16 protein-coding genes and 1 tRNA gene are annotated in these 16,355 nt (G+C 43.6%); 8 read left to right on the top strand and 9 right to left on the bottom strand.

Annotation, left to right across the window (positions count from 1 at the left end; genetic code table 11):
* Positions 1–85 precede the first annotated feature (85 nt).
* From WD077_02970 to WD077_02950, 5 genes are all read right to left on the bottom strand, one after another.
* Entirely contained in the window at positions 86–1,078 is a 993-nt protein-coding gene (locus WD077_02970) for a virulence RhuM family protein (protein MEX0966172.1), read from the bottom strand.
* Between the two features lie 5 nt (positions 1,079–1,083).
* Positions 1,084–1,500: a four helix bundle protein gene (locus WD077_02965; GenBank protein MEX0966171.1), complete on the bottom strand. Its 417-nt coding sequence runs from the start codon at positions 1,498–1,500 to the stop codon at positions 1,084–1,086.
* Positions 1,501–1,513: 13 nt separating this feature from the next.
* Positions 1,514–1,714 carry a helix-turn-helix transcriptional regulator gene (locus WD077_02960; GenBank protein MEX0966170.1) on the bottom strand — a complete coding sequence of 67 codons (201 nt, stop codon included), beginning with the start codon at positions 1,712–1,714 and terminating at the stop codon, positions 1,514–1,516.
* 452 nt (positions 1,715–2,166) lie between these two features.
* Complete coding sequence (locus WD077_02955; GenBank protein ID MEX0966169.1) at positions 2,167–2,982, bottom strand: nucleotide-binding protein; 816 nt, start codon at positions 2,980–2,982, stop codon at positions 2,167–2,169.
* Positions 2,983–3,098: 116 nt separating this feature from the next.
* Positions 3,099–3,320, bottom strand: coding sequence for a hypothetical protein (locus WD077_02950; protein ID MEX0966168.1), 222 nt, complete (start codon positions 3,318–3,320; stop codon positions 3,099–3,101).
* Positions 3,321–3,408: 88 nt separating this feature from the next.
* Here WD077_02950 and WD077_02945 point away from each other — a divergent pair, with 88 nt between their 5' ends.
* Entirely contained in the window at positions 3,409–4,872 is a 1,464-nt protein-coding gene (locus WD077_02945; protein ID MEX0966167.1) for an aminoacyl-histidine dipeptidase, read from the top strand.
* Positions 4,873–5,140: 268 nt separating this feature from the next.
* A complete protein-coding gene (locus WD077_02940; GenBank protein MEX0966166.1) occupies positions 5,141–6,109 on the top strand; it encodes a PorP/SprF family type IX secretion system membrane protein in 969 nt (322 codons plus the stop codon).
* Positions 6,110–6,312: 203 nt separating this feature from the next.
* Here WD077_02940 and WD077_02935 read toward each other — a convergent pair whose 3' ends face one another.
* Genes WD077_02935 through WD077_02925 form a run of 3 tightly spaced genes read right to left on the bottom strand, consistent with a single transcriptional unit; the run spans position 6,313 to position 7,895 of the window.
* Positions 6,313–6,624 (bottom strand): nucleotidyltransferase domain-containing protein, encoded by a 312-nt coding sequence (locus WD077_02935; protein ID MEX0966165.1) that lies wholly within the window; start codon positions 6,622–6,624, stop codon positions 6,313–6,315.
* A 39-nt stretch (positions 6,625–6,663) separates the two neighbouring features.
* Positions 6,664–7,692 (bottom strand): phenylalanine--tRNA ligase subunit alpha, encoded by a 1,029-nt coding sequence (pheS, locus tag WD077_02930; protein ID MEX0966164.1) that lies wholly within the window; start codon positions 7,690–7,692, stop codon positions 6,664–6,666.
* On the bottom strand, positions 7,689–7,895 hold the full coding sequence (locus WD077_02925) for a hypothetical protein (protein MEX0966163.1): 207 nt from the start codon (positions 7,893–7,895) through the stop codon (positions 7,689–7,691). Before WD077_02925 ends, pheS begins: the two co-directional genes overlap by 4 nt.
* Positions 7,896–8,000: 105 nt before the next feature.
* Between WD077_02925 and WD077_02920 the strand changes: the two genes are divergently transcribed.
* Complete coding sequence (locus tag WD077_02920) at positions 8,001–9,857, top strand: T9SS type A sorting domain-containing protein (GenBank protein ID MEX0966162.1); 1,857 nt, start codon at positions 8,001–8,003, stop codon at positions 9,855–9,857.
* A gap of 129 nt (positions 9,858–9,986) precedes the next feature.
* Here the strand turns inward: WD077_02920 and WD077_02915 are convergent, their stop codons facing one another.
* On the bottom strand, positions 9,987–10,169 hold the full coding sequence (locus WD077_02915) for a hypothetical protein (GenBank protein MEX0966161.1): 183 nt from the start codon (positions 10,167–10,169) through the stop codon (positions 9,987–9,989).
* Between the two features lie 201 nt (positions 10,170–10,370).
* Here WD077_02915 and WD077_02910 point away from each other — a divergent pair, with 201 nt between their 5' ends.
* The 5 genes from WD077_02910 to WD077_02890 all read left to right on the top strand — a co-directional run bounded on the left by WD077_02910 (position 10,371) and on the right by WD077_02890 (position 16,083).
* On the top strand, positions 10,371–12,224 hold the full coding sequence (locus tag WD077_02910; protein ID MEX0966160.1) for a glycosyltransferase family 39 protein: 1,854 nt from the start codon (positions 10,371–10,373) through the stop codon (positions 12,222–12,224).
* Positions 12,225–12,503: 279 nt separating this feature from the next.
* Positions 12,504–13,676 (top strand): 1-deoxy-D-xylulose-5-phosphate reductoisomerase, encoded by a 1,173-nt coding sequence (locus WD077_02905; protein ID MEX0966159.1) that lies wholly within the window; start codon positions 12,504–12,506, stop codon positions 13,674–13,676.
* Between the two features lie 100 nt (positions 13,677–13,776).
* On the top strand, positions 13,777–15,102 hold the full coding sequence (gene rseP, locus WD077_02900; protein ID MEX0966158.1) for an RIP metalloprotease RseP: 1,326 nt from the start codon (positions 13,777–13,779) through the stop codon (positions 15,100–15,102).
* Between the two features lie 96 nt (positions 15,103–15,198).
* Positions 15,199–15,280, top strand: a tRNA-Leu gene (locus tag WD077_02895).
* A 182-nt stretch (positions 15,281–15,462) separates the two neighbouring features.
* Entirely contained in the window at positions 15,463–16,083 is a 621-nt protein-coding gene (locus tag WD077_02890) for a polysaccharide deacetylase family protein (GenBank protein ID MEX0966157.1), read from the top strand.
* The last annotated feature ends 272 nt before the right edge of the window (positions 16,084–16,355 follow it).

The following is a 16,355-nucleotide window of genomic DNA, read 5'->3' as shown; positions in this document are numbered from 1 at the left end:
TGCAAACTGCTTACTTCTTTGTTGCAAATCTTTACTGTTCATCTTCTTTATATTTTCGTTTTAGATAATCACAAATCCTAAATCATCATTCTAAATTCTTCAATCTTCGGTCAAAGTCAGAAATAATTTTTTGAGTCTTGTTAAACTGGTCATATTCTTTTCCTGCTTTGGAAATAGCTTGTTGATGCGACTTTGTTCCTTTGCCATCTAAAATCTTGAATTCGTTAAAATTCAAAAACTTATCTACACTATTTGCCAAACTTTCCATTGTAAAAGTGTTTTCACGCTCAATCAGGTTTTCGATATAATCAAAGTAGCCCGTCACTGTGCGTTCCAATTGTTTTATCTCTTTCTCTTGCAGATAATTCTTAGCTATGGTAGTGTCTGTTTTTACTATTCTGCCTTCTGGTGCGTTTTTCCATGTGGTTAATCCCATATTGTCTCTTTTTGCATTGGCATTTTTATATATGATTTCGGCAGCCGTCTGACCTGTAATGGCAAAATGAAACTTATTTTGCACCATTGCATAAAATTTCTTGGTGATTTCTGCTTTTGGGTCGTAATCAATACTGCATTCTGCAAAAATGTCGGTGATTTGTTGGTAAATTCTGCGTTCACTGGCACGAATGGAACGAACACGCTCCAATAACTCCTTGAAATAATCTTTACCAAAGACCGCTTCACCTTGTTTCAATCGGTTGTCGTCTAGCACAAAACCTTTGATGATATATTCTTTCAGGGTTTTGGTAGCCCAAATTCTAAATTGCGTAGCTTTGGCTGAATTTACCCGATAGCCTACAGAAATTACAGCATCTAAGTTGTAAAACTTGGTCTTATAGTTTTTGCCGTCAGCGGCAGTTGTTTCCAAAATGGAAATAACTGAATCCTCTTCTAACTCATTGCTTTCAAATATGTTAGTCAAATGCTTGTTGATGGCAGGCACGCCAACATCAAACAATTCAGCCATCATTTTTTGGGTCAACCAAATGGTTTCATTTTGCAGCAAAACGTTTAGCGTAACTTCACCACTTGGTGCGTTATACAGAATAAAATTATTTTTAGGAACTAAATCGCTCATCTCTTTTATTTTTGATTTAGGATTGATGGTTTTTGATTGAGCCGATTCTTAACCGTTTTCACTGAAACTACAAATATTGAAATCAACTCATTCACTTCAGATTTTAGATGGTTGATTTGTGATTGCTGATTTTTAGAATCATCAATCTGCAATCCTAAATCTGCAATCACTTCCGATTCTTCAATCATTTCAAGCCAAAAGAGAGTTTCATCTGCTTCTTCAATTACAGTTTCCATTTTTGAAATAAAATCTTTATCACTCTTTGCTCTACAAACGGCTCTATAATTTGCAGCAACAGAAGTAGCACTCCTAATAATTTGATTTGAAAAAGTCCAACCAACTGACTTGTTCGGTAAATAATCTGATAATTTAATTATCTCAAGTGCCATCTTCTTTGTTCTATTTTGTATCTGTTCTTTCATAAATCAAAAATCATCAATCAGAAATCTTATTCGAGATTATCAAGTCTTTTACGTCAACATCCAATATTATAGCAATGTCCATCAAGAGTTCCAATCTTGGTTGCTGTCTGTTTTGAGCATAGGCATTTACCATATTGTAACTCTTTCCAAGTTTTTCAGCCAACCAAGTCTGCTTAATTCCTTTCTGTTCCAACACTTCCTTAATTCTGTTCATTGTCAGACTTTATTTTGTCAGGCGCTAAATTAGTCAGTTTAATTTAAATATCTCAAAAAACTGTGTATAAAATGTTGGGAATTGGTGATTTCTGCGTATTTCATTAAAAATAGTACTGCATGTACCTGCCAGCTAATCACCTCCCCCTTTAAGGCCAGCATCGGAACTGTGACAAAGCACAAAAAACACCAGGCTCTACCGCTGAAAGTCCTGGAGAAACAACGCATATATCAGGAATGGCGGGAGGTTTCTTCTGTGCCGATGGTCGGTGTTGAGGTGGAATTGTAAATTTCGGGAGGTTTCTTCTGAAGTTGATACAAAGCACAAAGCTTGATTGAACCGCTGAACCGTCACTTTTGGGTAGGTGCTGTTATGTAATACTCTACTTTTCGTCTCGTGCGAAGTTCTCCGTTGTGAGCATGAAAATTTGTTGAGATTAATGTCATAGTTAACTATTTAAGTAAAGCATTAGTATCAACTTGATAGCCAATTTCTAAAAGCTCTTTAACCAAATCAAATTTCCATTTGCTGTCAGAACTGTATGGGATGTATATCACTCCGTCAATGTCTGACGGCTTCTCAAAATTTGCGCTTTGTTCAAATATTGCAACAACTCTTTTTCGTCCAAGTTTGCTATAAAAGAAACCTAACTCAAAAATTACATTCTGTCTTGCTCTTAGTTTGGCTTTTGTAGCACCATCTGCTTTTGAATAACCATAGTCATCAGCAGACAGCAATACAACAGCAAAACCAACATCAGAATATTTTGTAAACTTTTCAATAATAGTGTCACCTGCGTTTGCTTTCTCATGAAGAATTATTGCTTTCAATCCTAATTTCTCAACAGTTCTTGCTGTAGCTTCTTTCATAGCGTCATTGTGTCCATGAACAATAAACACTTTTAAACTGTCGCTGCCAACTGTGTATTTTTCCGCAGCAGTTGAATTATTAGTTGCGTTCAGCTTTGATACTGTTTGAAGCTGTTGATCCTTATGCGCATTCAATTCAATGTCGTCAATAATTATTTGAACAAGTCCAACTAATTCTAAAGCATGAGAACTACGGAAACCATTAAAGGAGTTTGATATTCTGTTTTGAAGTTTGTCAATATTTTCTTTATGAAAAGTGGATGTGTCAAATTTATTTACAGCAATTGCTTTGGCCCGTTCTGCCATTCGGTCAAATAGTTTTTCATCTAGTGACGAATCAGAATTAATTTTTTCCAATTCGGAAATTATGTCGTTCAATTTTTCTATTGCTAAGTTCATATAGTTTGTTTAAAGTATAAGTTTGTTTTTATCACCAAAATTTCAAGTTTGAAGTGTCCCCGAGATTTGCACACAACGTTGTGCTAACCCAAATTTGTGTTAAATCCACCATACTTTCAGTCATCTAATAATCCCTTAATCTCTCCAATATCTCGTCCCCTCATATCCGTATGGATTACTGTCCTGCTGCTGGCATCATCCGGAAACACCGCTATGGCTCCAAAATATACCCCGGCTTGCAGCACCAAACACTGCGCAAGATAGAAAACGTTATTGGAAGGAATACTTGCTAAACTTTTATTCGCTCCGTACACTTCCAAATATCTTCCTGCCGGCATCAAAGAACAGCGCTATTTCTGGAATTGGCAGTTGGCCTGCAGCATGTCCCTTACATTTGCAGCCGCTCAATCACAAAACAGAAGAACAATGTCAGACCAAATCAGGAACCTGGAACCTAAAGCTGTGTGGAACAATTTTGCAAACCTTTCCGAGGTTCCGCGGCCATCTAAAAAGGAAGAAAAGGTCATTAAATTTATAAAGGACTTTGGAGAAGGGCTGGGCCTGGAAACGGAGGTAGACAAGGCCGGAAATGTGGTGATCCGTAAACCGGCCACTCCGGGCATGGAAAACCGCAAGATGGTGACGCTGCAAAGCCACCTGGACATGGTACACCAAAAGAATGGTGATGTGAAGATTGATTTTGCCAAAGACCCCATTCAACTGCGGATTGACGGACAATGGGTAAAGGCAACTGGCACTACGCTGGGTGCCGACAATGGGATGGGCGTGGCCACCATCATGGCACTTTTGCAGGCTACCGATACTCCCCACGGCCCACTGGAGGGCCTTTTCACCATTGACGAGGAAACCGGCATGACGGGCGCTTTTGCCCTGCAGCCCGGATTCGTGAAAGGTGATATCCTGCTGAACCTGGATTCGGAGGACGAGGGCGAACTCTACATTGGATGTGCCGGGGGAGTGGACACCAACGTCCACCTCAGATTCGACACCCAGGAGCTGCCGGCCAACAGCAGCGCGCTGAAACTGCGCATGGCGGGATTAAAAGGCGGCCATTCAGGAATGGATATTTCCCTGGGGCTGGGCAACAGCAACAAGCTCATGGCGCGGTTCCTTTACAGCCTTATTGGAAAGTCGAAAGTGCAACTGGCCACATTTGCCGGAGGTACGGCACGCAATGCAATCCCCCGCGAAACCGAAGCGGTAATGGTCTGCGAAGCCGATGACCTGGAAAATGTCAGGAAACTGGCGAAAGAATTTGAAGCAATATTAAAAGCAGAATATGCGGCCCGGGAACCCAACCTGACCTTTACCGCTGAAAAAGCGGATGCTCCTTACAAGGTTTTAAGTGCAAAAAACCACAAACAGTTGGTCAGGGCACTCCATGCCTGCATCAATGGCGTTTATGCCATGAGCGCAGAAGTACCGGGGCTTGTGGAGACTTCCACCAATCTTTCGGTAGTGAAACTGGCCAAAGGCACCTGCGACATCTATACCCTCCAACGCAGTTCACTGGATAGCGCAAAACTGGCCGTGGCAGGAATGGTGGCCGCAGCCTTTCAGCTTGCCGGTGCAGTGGTTCGGCATTTGGGAATGTATCCTGGCTGGCAGCCGGACGCCAGCTCAGAAATATTGCAGGTAATGAAGCAGGTCTACGAAAAGCAAACGGGCAAAACCCCGGCAGTGAAAGCCGTACATGCCGGGCTGGAGTGCGGAATCATTGGCCAGAAATATCCGAACATGGAGCTGATCTCCTTCGGCCCTACCATCAGGGGAGCCCACTCGCCAGAAGAGCGGGCGGAGATTGCCTCAGTGCAGAAATTCTGGGATTATTTATTAGAGACGCTGAAGGAGATTCCTGTTAAAAGCTGATGTGGTAAGCCACTCGTTCGCTATCCAGGAAAAGTAACCTGGGGATTATACATTGCTAATGATAGGGAAGATTTCAAATCAAACCCTCAGAAGTACGAGCATAATTCGAGGCTTCAGGGAAAGTATTAGCATATCCGATTCGAACTGTGTTATTGAAAATGTACAATAAAGCTGGTTTATAAAGTTTATAATAATTAAAATATTTTATAAGCAATAAAAGGAGAGCTTTGGGGTTGATAGAGGCCATGAACTAAACTTGCTAAGACCCATGAAACTACTGACTTTTTTTGCAGCGATGATGCTGTTAGCCCCTTCCCTTTCGGCACAGGATCCAAATTTTAGCCAGCCTATGGCGGCCCCACTTTACTATAACCCGGCCTTTGCGGGAACTGCTCATTTGGCGCGCCTTAGCGGGGTGTACCACGATCATTGGAGTTCAATTTCATCAGGCAATAAAACTTTTAATCTTGGTTATGATCAACACATAGAAAAGCTTGGGGGTGGCATTGGCCTTTTTGCTACCCAGAATAACTTTAGGAGCGGAGTAGCAAGCAGCACCTCAATAGGAGCGGCCTACAACTATAGTTTGAGAATCAGTAAAAAGCTGAATTTTCGTGCTGGCATAAAAGGATCATACAATACCAGGACGGTAGACCCTTCTAAATTAAAATGGGGAATTGGCCATCCGCCAGAGCCAACGAAAAAATACAGCGATCGTTATCCGGACTTTGGAGCAGGTATATTGATTAATGGAGATAATTTTTATGCGGGATTTGGCGCTGATCATATTTTGGAACCTGCCCGAACAACAGATTATTTTGATATTTCCAGAGGGGTATATCGTAAATATGTGGCGCAGGCAGGCTATTTCAAGAAGTTGTCATCTGACCCAAAAGGCTACGTAATAAATCCCTACTTTGTACTGCATAAGCAGGAAAGCGTTTCCCAGGTATGGCCGGGAATCAACTTGCATAAGGGACTTTTTGCCGGGGGTATATCCTACCGTGCCATCATTACAAGCCCGGCAAAAACACACATTAATTCGGATGCTTTCAATTTTCTGATCGGCTTTAATAAGGGAAGATTCAAGGTCAGCTACGTTTACGACTACACCTTACCTGACCCAAGATCCGCAGCTCGTGGCAGCCATGAGGTTGCAATGGCCTTTTTCTTAGGGAAAGAATCTTTATCTCGCACAGCATTAAAAGATACGGAGATGTTCCAGAGGATGTTTTAAATAAGGCTTCCTGTATAATTTTGTAGCGCGTGTAATTGAATGCGTTGATGACTTGGGTAACGCAAATAAAAAGGCTTTCTGGTTTGGTGCTGAAGAAAATCTCAGTAATTAAAAATTCAAAAAAGATTTTATCCCATTCACTCATTTAATAATCGCTCTACCTCTTGTTTTATTTCTCTAAATGATTATTACAATACTCCAAATTAAATCATCTGGCATTCATAAATCTGTTGTTTTGTAGCATCTATCGCTTGTCTGAGAAAGGGATTTTTAACGGCTTTTTCCTCAAGAAGATCAACTTCTCTTTTGAACAGGTTCTCTAACGATTTTTTAAAATCAAAATAATTATCCGCATAGTCGTATAGATCAACTCTGGAGAAATCAACCAATAGATCAATATCACTATTACTTTTTAAATTACCAGTCAGGATTGACCCAAATACAAATAATCGGGTTACCTTATGCTTGTTGCATAAAGCCCTTATTTTATCTATATTTTCATCAATAATGCTCATATCTCAAAATTATTAATTTTTAACAATACTAAAACTTGTTTAACTCAAACTTTGGAACTGCTTCAGGAATCGCACATCGTTCTCGAAAAAGAGGCGGATGTCGTTGAGGCCAAACAGCAGCATGGCGATGCGCTCAATGCCCATCCCAAACGCAAAGCCCGAATACTTTTCAGGATCAATGCGGCAATTGGTGAGCACGGCAGGGTCTACCATTCCGCAGCCCAGAATTTCTACCCAGCCTGTGTGTTTGCAGACTGCGCAGCCTTTCCCGTGGCATATCAGGCAGGAAATATCCATTTCGGCTGACGGCTCGGTGAAAGGGAAATAAGATGGGCGTAAACGGATTTCGGTGCCGATTCCAAATAGCTCCTGCACAAAGAAGTAGAGCGTCTGCTTCAGGTCGGCAAACGATACATCTTCCGCTACAAAAAGCCCCTCTACCTGGTGGAACTGGCAATGTGCGCGGGCCGAGACCGTCTCGTTGCGATAAACGCGGCCGGGCGCAATAATGCGAATGGGCGGGTTTTGGTTTTCCATTACGCCCACCTGCACCGGTGATGTATGCGTGCGAAGAATCATATCAGGATTGGTCTGGACGTAAAACGTATCCTGCATATCGCGCGCAGGATGATCCTGCGGTGTATTCAGGGCAGTGAAATTGTGCCAGTCATCCACGATCTCAGGACCTTCCGCTACGGTATAGCCCAGGCGATCGAAGATGCGGATGATGCGCTTGCGAACCACACTGAGCGGATGCCGACCTCCCAACGGCACAGGATAAGCATCCAACGTCAGGTCAATGGATTCGCCTTCACGCCCGGATGCCATTTCGTCCAGCCGTGCTTTTTCTGAATCATATTTTTCCTGCAACCACAGCTTCAGTTCGTTAATGGGCTTCCCCATTTCGCGCTTCTCTTCTGGTGATGCCGCTTTTAGTGCGCCAAACAGTTCCTGCAGTGCTCCCTTCTTTCCGAGAAAGTGAATGCGGAATTGCTCCAGCGCATCGGGCGTGGCGGTATCGAATTCTTCGGCCTGTAGCCTTAGGTGGTTGATTTTTTCCTGAATCATGCGGCAAAGTTAGTGGCTTGTGGTTGTTTTGATGATGAAGCTGCTGCGATTGTCCTTTTCAGGATATTGCCGCTTTCCCAGAAAAAGGCACGAGGAAAACCTCGCGCCAGATTGGGAGCAATCCGTTTCTCCATTAATAACTCCGTCCTTCGATCAATAGCTCCGTCCTTCAGGGCGGAGAAAAGAGAGCACCACTCAAGCATCAGGGCTTTAGCCCTTTAATAACCCGGCAGGAGCAAGAATTTTAAAAAAAATACAAAAAGGTCATATATATATATATTTGGAATTCACAACCAAAATTAATTTCCATGAAAACTTCTTCAATCCTCATCCTGCTTGCCCTTCTTCTTATTCCTGCTCCAATCCTGGCCCAGGAACTTTGGTCGAAAAGCCCAATAAGCCCTAAAGGTGCCGTGTTAATGAATGTGGCGCCCGATGGGCAGGGTGGTTTATATATTTATGGAGGGCGAAACGCCCCCGGCACTTCTGCTGACACGCTTATTTTTTTTACGGATTCCCTGTTTCTAAATAATAATGAAAATTTCCTTGCACATTTTAATAGTGAGGGAAACCTGGTTTGGGCCAAGAAAATATGGGTGGATGGAGGAATCCCTCCCCTAACCAACAACCTGCCCGCAGGTATTTTTGGTAAGCTCACATCGCACCAGGGAGATATATTTCTGTCGGCCCGGTTCGGGGGCAATTCATTATGGGTTGAAAATGATTCCCTTGAAATTGATAGTCCAACTGCTTCTGGCTTTATAAAATTTAACGGGCAGGGAAAACCACAATGGTCAATTCAGCCAAGGGGTAATGTGGATGATGCTGTTCATGCAATAGCAACTGATGGTTCAATTTATCTTTCCGGGGTTTATAACGGCACTGTACAATGGGGCAGTTTTCATTTTGCCAATCCACGGGGATTTTACGTAGTTAAATTATCTCCGGCCGGGCAGGTCCAATGGCTTCGGTCATTTAAAGTGTCATCATTCCTATCTAGGGTCCGGGCTATAGGTACGGATCAAAATAACAATGTTTACATAGGTGGCAGCATGCGCGATACCGTTTCAATTGGAGGCAACGATTTTATAAGTGATGCCCAGGGCGAAGACCCCTTTGTGGCAACGCTGACATCTACGGGGCAATTCGAATGGCTAACATCAGCACCGGCCACCGGAAACTCTGATGTCCATGTATTAGAATTTCATAATGGCGCGGGCTATTTGGGCGGTATGGCCACCGATGTGCAGTTTGGAAGTGATGCCCTTGCCGGCCGTGGGTCTTTCCTTGCCAAATTCGATTTGTCAGGCAACTTTGAATGGGCAAAACGATACAGCCCCAATGAGGATTTAAGCCTCCTTATTTTTAACAATGACGGAATATTCGCAGGGGTAAATGACCGGGGGTTTGGCATTCACCACCTTGATTTTGACGGCAATGAAAAATGGAACTACCTGAACCAAAGCAATGGCAATGCTTATATGCTGGGCATGACACTGGACAGCGCAGATAATATCACCATTGCAGGAAAGTATTCCGGCCCACTTAACATGGGCAGTGATTTTCATTCTGCTAAGCCCACGGATTATTTTATTGCCAAGATTGTTAATTGCAATGATTTTGTCCTGACACTCGACCCAGCCAATGATTTTGCAATTAAGGATACACAAAGTGCCCAGGTTGGGGTAGCCTTCCCGGAAAAATATGAGGCGAACTTTTATATGTGGTATCAGGACAATAATCTTTCAACGCAGGATTCAGCCGCCTTCCACCTTATGCCGCCTTATGGCTCAATGACTTCCACTGCGTTGTATGCCATAGTGTGGAGCCAGGAAGGTTGCATTGATACTTCCGAAACTATCCGGGTTACAATAGAGAAACCAATAGGAGTTTCGGCCACCGCCCCAAATTCAAATTTTATCCTTTATCCAAATCCCGTGGCAGGTGATATTTTTATTGAATGCAAAAATGGCCTGAAGAAATATGAAAGGGTAACGGTTTCGCTTACTGACGTAACTGGGAAGATATTGCAAGAACAGCGGTTCTCAACCTTGGAAAATACGATGATAAATATACCTGTGGATGGATTGCCCCCCGGTATGTATTTCATCCACGTCCAGACCGAAGATGAAATAGCCGGAATTTACAAGGTGATTAAACAGTAGTTATTTTTAGCGTTTATTTACTCCGTCCTGCGGGGAAAACCTCGCGCCAGATCGGGGCAATCCGTCCTCCGATCAATAGCTCCGTCCTTCAAGGCGGGGAAAAGAGAGCACCACTCAGGCATCAGGGCTTTAGCCCTTTAATAATCCGGCAGAAACAAGCACGGTAAAGGCACGAGGAAAACCACACTGAGCGGATGCCGGCTTCCCAACGGCACAGGATAAGCATCCTAGCGTCAGGTCAATGGATTCGCCCTCACGTCCGGATGCCATTTCGTCCAGCCGTGCTTTTTCTGCATCATATTTTTCGTGCAACCACAGTTTCAGTTCGTCCTCTTAATACTTTTCAGACGATATTAGATGGAAGATGCAAGGCAAGCCAATCTTCTGATTTGTAATTCAATTTCTACATTTGACCAATGCCAGACGATCAAAATTTTTCCGCCATTGCTGATCTCACGCAAACAGGGGGTTAAAGAAAGTCATATTAATTAGAGATCAAATTACAATGTATTAATGAAGCCGATATTTAATGCAATCCGGAAAAAAGGGGCAATAGCCGGGATCCTGATCTGTGCCTTCCTATTAAGAATCTGGAACCTGGACTTTCAAAGTCTGTGGCTGGATGAATTACACACCATGGTAGAAGCGGACCCCAGTCAATCCTGGAGCCACTTTTTCAATATGTTACGCTGTTGTGACCAACATCCCCCTCTCCATTATGTCATTGAACGTTTTTCATTTTCAATTTTTGGGCACACCGCTTATGTAGCCAGGTTTACCTCTGTTATAACCGGAACTGTGGGTGTATATGCAATGTTTCTGCTTGGTAAGACCATCTATAATCACCGCCTGGGATTAATTGCCGCCTTGCTTACCACCATAAATTTTTATGCGATCAAGTATTCTCAGGAAGCTCGCGGTTACATGCTCGCTTTCACTTTTGCGGCCCTTTCCTTCACTTACTTTATTAAAATTGTGAAAGTGCCCAATCGAATAAACGCTTTGTTATATGCCCTATTTACCTTGTGTCTTCTCTATACCCACTATTACAGCCTGTTCATCGTTGCTTCCCAGAGTTTACTGGCCCTTATATTTATTTTACAGGAAACCGGTGACGAACGCAAGCAAATGTTCAAAGCATATCTCACTGCCGCAGTGATCATTATCCTCGGCTATACCCCGTGGCTGCCGTTCCTGGTCACTGTATCAGAAATCAAATCCTTTTGGATAACCAATATTTCCGATGCTTTTATGGCCAATTTTTTTTCTGAATACTTTGGTGATTCCCAACTGCTGATTCCGGTTATCATCCTCTTACTGGTCGTTTATATTTTACATGCGACTTTATCGGTATATAAAGGTGAACCACGAAAATTAAAAGACTCACCGCTGTCATTCTCCTTGTTCGTATGTATTTGCTGGGTATTCACAACTTATATGATTACCTATATCCGTTCTGTTCTGGTAGTTCCAATGCTTTTTCCACGCTATACTATTGTAGTTTTACCTGCTATCCTTTTGGCTGTCGCCATTGGTATTGCATTATTCAAATCAAATTCGGTGAAGGCAATGATCATAAGCCTGGTTGTGGTCATTTCCATCACGGATCTGATTGTAAGCAAGGATTTTTACAACAAGGTCTCAAAAACACAATTCAGAGAAATTATGCAGTTCGTGGCAGATGAAAATCCAGATAACTATCCAATGATCAACGAACGAACATCTGCACAAAACAGTTATTTTATTAAATATCTCAATATTAAATCGGATGTTTTTTCAGCTAAAAAAGAAGATCTGGTAGATTCCATTTTAAATAAAAGTTCGGACAAATACAATTTAGATGGATTTTGGATCATCAGCGCCCATAGCGAGCCGGAGCTTGATACGGCCAAACGCAGGCAACTGGAAACGTCATTTATCTCAACCAGGAAAGGTGAATTTATGGATGCATCCGCTGAACTCTTTGTTTCCAGAGAACTGGAAAGCGATGACTATATTGTTTTACGATATGATGATTGGGGAAATGACGGTACACAATATCCGGATATTCAAAAACTTGCCATCTGGACCGGGGCCATTCATTCACAACCCGTTTCTATCAGGAAAGGAAAATACAATGTGAGTATTCTTGCATACGGAACCAGTGCAAAGGGGGTATTTCCGCACCTTAATATTTATTTTAACGATGCGCTGCTAACCGATTATTTTCTTACCGGGACAAATGAAAAGCACCAATTCATATTTGAAAATCTACAGGACAGGGACATCATTATTAAAATTGAAATGGATAACGATTTGAGCATTCCAAATGGAGAAGACAGGAATGTGTTCCTGGATAAGATCATGCTGGAACGGCTCAAAGAATGATCCGAATCAGCGATACTTAAAATTTCCGGTGAGCGAATTGGCTAAATCATAGAACTCATTTTTTCAATAAAATATATAACTTAGAGTGAGATTGGCAAACTGTAAAATTTGGAGTTAAATATTACTTTCCTGTTTTTTATTTATTTGAATTATACAAGAAATCATCTATTGTGAAATTGCAAAAAAAAACCGCTAATCCTTTTTTCCTTCTTTCCCTCATTCCTCCAATCCCTCATTCCTTATTTTTGCACCCCGCAATGAAATTCTGAACTTAAAGATTTGACCGACACTTCTGCACCCAAACGACAAATAGCCATTCTTGGCAGCACCGGCTCCATCGGCACACAAGCCCTGGAGGTGATTGCAGAGCAGCATGAACATCTGCAGGTTTCCGTGCTTACCGCTAATTCTAATGCTGATCTGCTCATTTCACAGGCATTAAAGTTCCGGCCCAATGCCGTGGTTATTGCTGACGAAAGCAAATACGCGGAGGTCAAAAATGTGTTGTTTGACCAAGGCATCAAAGTATTTGCAGGCCATGAAAGTCTGGAGCAGGTAGTGCAGATGGAGGAGATTGACATTGTGCTGACCGCAATGGTAGGCTTTTCAGGGCTGCGGCCTACCCTTAGCGCCATTGAGGCAGGGAAAGCGGTGGCGCTCGCCAATAAAGAAACGCTGGTGGTGGCAGGCGAACTCATCACAAAGAAAGCTGCAGAAAAGGCCGTGAATATTTTCCCGGTAGATTCCGAGCATTCCGCCATCTTCCAGTGCATGGCAGGAGAATTTCACAACCCTATCGAGAAAATTATACTCACCGCATCTGGCGGACCTTTTCGCGGATGGAGCACAAGTGAACTGCAGAAGGTTAAACCTTCGCAGGCGCTGAAACACCCCAACTGGGACATGGGCGCCAAGATCACCATTGATTCGGCAAGCCTGATGAACAAGGGGCTTGAGGTGATAGAAGCATGTTGGTTATTTGCTATAAAAGCAGAACAGGTGGAGGTAGTAGTGCATCCGCAGAGTGTGATCCACTCTATGGTGCAGTTCCGCGATGGAAGCATTAAAGCTCAGCTTGGCTTGCCGGATATGAAGTTGCCAATCCAGTATGCCCTCACCTACCCCCAGCGTCAGAAAAACGATTTCCCGCGATTTAGTTTTACCGCCTACCCGCAACTCACATTTGAACAACCCGATTGGGACACTTTCAGAAACCTGGCCCTGGCTTTCGAGGCATTTAAGAAAGGGGGAAATATGCCCTGCATCCTTAATGCAGCCAATGAAATAGCAGTAGCGGGATTCCTGGCAGAAAAAACCAGTTTCCTGGAAATGTCCCAAATTATTGAAAAGGCCATGCAGCATATTCCATTCATTGCCGCTCCTACGCTGGAAGAATTACTTACCACCGACAAGGAAACCCGTGAACTCGCACAATCGCTCGTGAAAGGCTAAGTTTAATTTAGCTGCTATTATGGCTGCTATCTCTACTTTTGCACACTCTATGTCTATAGGGATGATTATACTCAAAATTATTACACTCAAGAATTATTAGATGGATGGATTAATAATGGCCGCCCAACTCATTACAGCCCTTTCTATATTGGTGCTGGTACATGAATGGGGGCATTTTATTGCCGCGCGCATTTTTGGAATCAAGATAGAGAAATTCTTTATTTTCTTTGATGCAGGCGGTTTTAAGCTCTTTAGTTTTAAAAGAGGCGATACGGAATATGGAATGGGCTGGCTGCCCCTGGGTGGCTACGTGAAAATATCCGGGATGATTGATGAATCATTTGACAAGGAGCAAATGAAAAAACCACCGGAGCCCTGGGAGTTCCGCTCTAAACCGGCATGGCAGCGCCTTATCGTTATGGTGGCGGGTGTATTTATGAATGTCATCCTGGGGATCCTCGTCTTTGCCATGCTTATGTTCTTCAACGGCAAGAGCTACATCCCCAATTCGGAAGTAAAACATGGCATTGTAGCGCTGGACCTTGGCCAGGAAATCGGGTTGCAAACGGGTGATAAAATCGTTGCTGTAAACGGGGAAGAAGTAGAGCGTTTTGGAGATATACTTTCGTCTGACATTGTGCTCTCTGACAATTCCGTATTAACGGTAGTGAGAAACGGGGAATATATTGACATTCCCATACCTGAAAATTTTGCAAAACGCGTGGCAGAAAGAGAAGAAGGTCTGAGTAATTTCATTTCCATCCGCGTGCCGGTAAAGATAGATTCCGTTTTGCCCGGCTCCAATGCAGAACTGGCGGGGATGCTGAAAGGCGATTCGATCACTGCCATCAACGACCAGCCTGTAACCTTTATGGATGAATTCCGCCCTCTGGTGGATGAACACAAGGGCCAGGAAGTGCAACTCTCCTACTTCCGCGATGGCCGGCAGGATGTCCTGACCGCCAGGGTGGATACAGCCAGCCTTATTGGCTTTGCCGCACAAATGCCTGGAGTGGCCTTTGAGAAATTCGGATTCTTCCAGTCATTTAGCGTTGGCGCCAAAACAGCCGTTGCTGCACTGTGGGATACCATGCGTGGCCTCGGCAAAGTGATAAGTGGCGACATTCCGGCCAATAAAGCTGTGCAAGGACCCATCGGAATTGCCACACAATTTGGCGCTCACTGGGACTGGCTGCGGTTCTGGACGCTCACAGGCATCCTGTCAATGGTACTTGCATTTATGAACATTCTTCCTATTCCCGCACTGGATGGCGGGCATGTAATTTTGCTCTTTGCAGAAATGATTCGGGGCAAAGCGCTCAGCCAGAAGTTTATGGAGGTTACACAAGTTATAGGCGTTGTCATCATCCTCATCCTGATGGTACTGATCTTCTCCAATGACATTTTCCGGCTGGTAAGCGGCTAAAAACAAGTTCCCTCCCACCCCTTTCTTTAACCGGAATCTGGCTAATTTCGCAGCCCCCAAGGGAAGAAACAGTTCTTATTCTTTTTATTGATACTTGCCCAGGTGGCGGAATTGGTAGACGCGCTGGTCTCAAACACCAGTGGAGCAATCCGTGCGGGTTCGACTCCCGCCCTGGGTACGCTTTCTAAATTCAAAAAAGCCCATTGTGAATCTGAAATTCGCAGTGGGCTTTTTTTATGAGCGATGGAGTTGTATTGTAATTCATCACGATGTGTACTTTCCTACGGTGGTCACCGGCAGCCTGCAACAAACCCGCGCCCCAATTATCTGTTATCAGATGAAGCTGCGAATTTCCATTTTATGCCAAACCGACTTTATTTCTACAATACCCCACGGCTGCTCCACCGGCTTATGAAAAAGCTGACCTGGCGAAGGCAGGTGCAGGATGATACTATTTTCCTCACGTTTGATGATGGTCCGAGTCCTGACGTAACGCCCTGGGTGCTGGAGCAATTAAATATTTACAATGCAAAAGCTACCTTTTTTTGTGTAGGAAGCAATATGCTGAAACATCCTGAAATATTCAGGGAAGTGGAAAACAACGGTCACACCATCGGCAATCACACTTTTGATCATCTGAACGGGTGGAAGGTAGCAACCAAAGATTATCTGCAAAATATCAGTCAGTTTGCGCAAGTATATCCTACGCCCCTTTTCCGTCCGCCATACGGAAAGATCTCGCCACCCCAAATATCCGCGCTGCTAAAGAAGAATTACGAAATTGTGATGTGGAGCATCCTTTCTTATGATTTCGATGCTAAACTACCCAGGCTTACCAGCATGAAGAAAATTCAAGGTGCCAAGCCAGGGCAGATCATCGTTTTTCATGACAATCCCAAAGCCGGAAAAAACCTGAAATATTTGTTGCCGCATACGCTTGAACATTTTGCCGGCAGAGGATTTAATTTCGCCAGCCTCTGACCTGTCTGATTAGTAACAGAGGCTTATAACCCATTATAATTCGCAGATACCGGAGCATCAACCTCACCGCAACAACGTAATGGCACCCCGCTCGTATTGGACTATGTATCCGGGGATTTCCAGCTTGAGCGAATAGATGTAGATGCCTTTCGGTAGCAGCGCGCCTTTAAATCTGCCATCCATTCTGCTGTTGGTGCTGCACCAAGATCCAACACACTCGAATATTTCGCCCCTAAAGAATATAACTTCGCCAGCCTGAAATATTTTGGCAG

The sequence above is a fragment of the Bacteroidia bacterium genome, from assembly GCA_040880525.1.
Taxonomy (GTDB): domain Bacteria; phylum Bacteroidota; class Bacteroidia; order CAILMK01; family JBBDIG01; genus JBBDIG01.
This window is presented reverse-complemented; position numbering and strand designations above follow the sequence as displayed.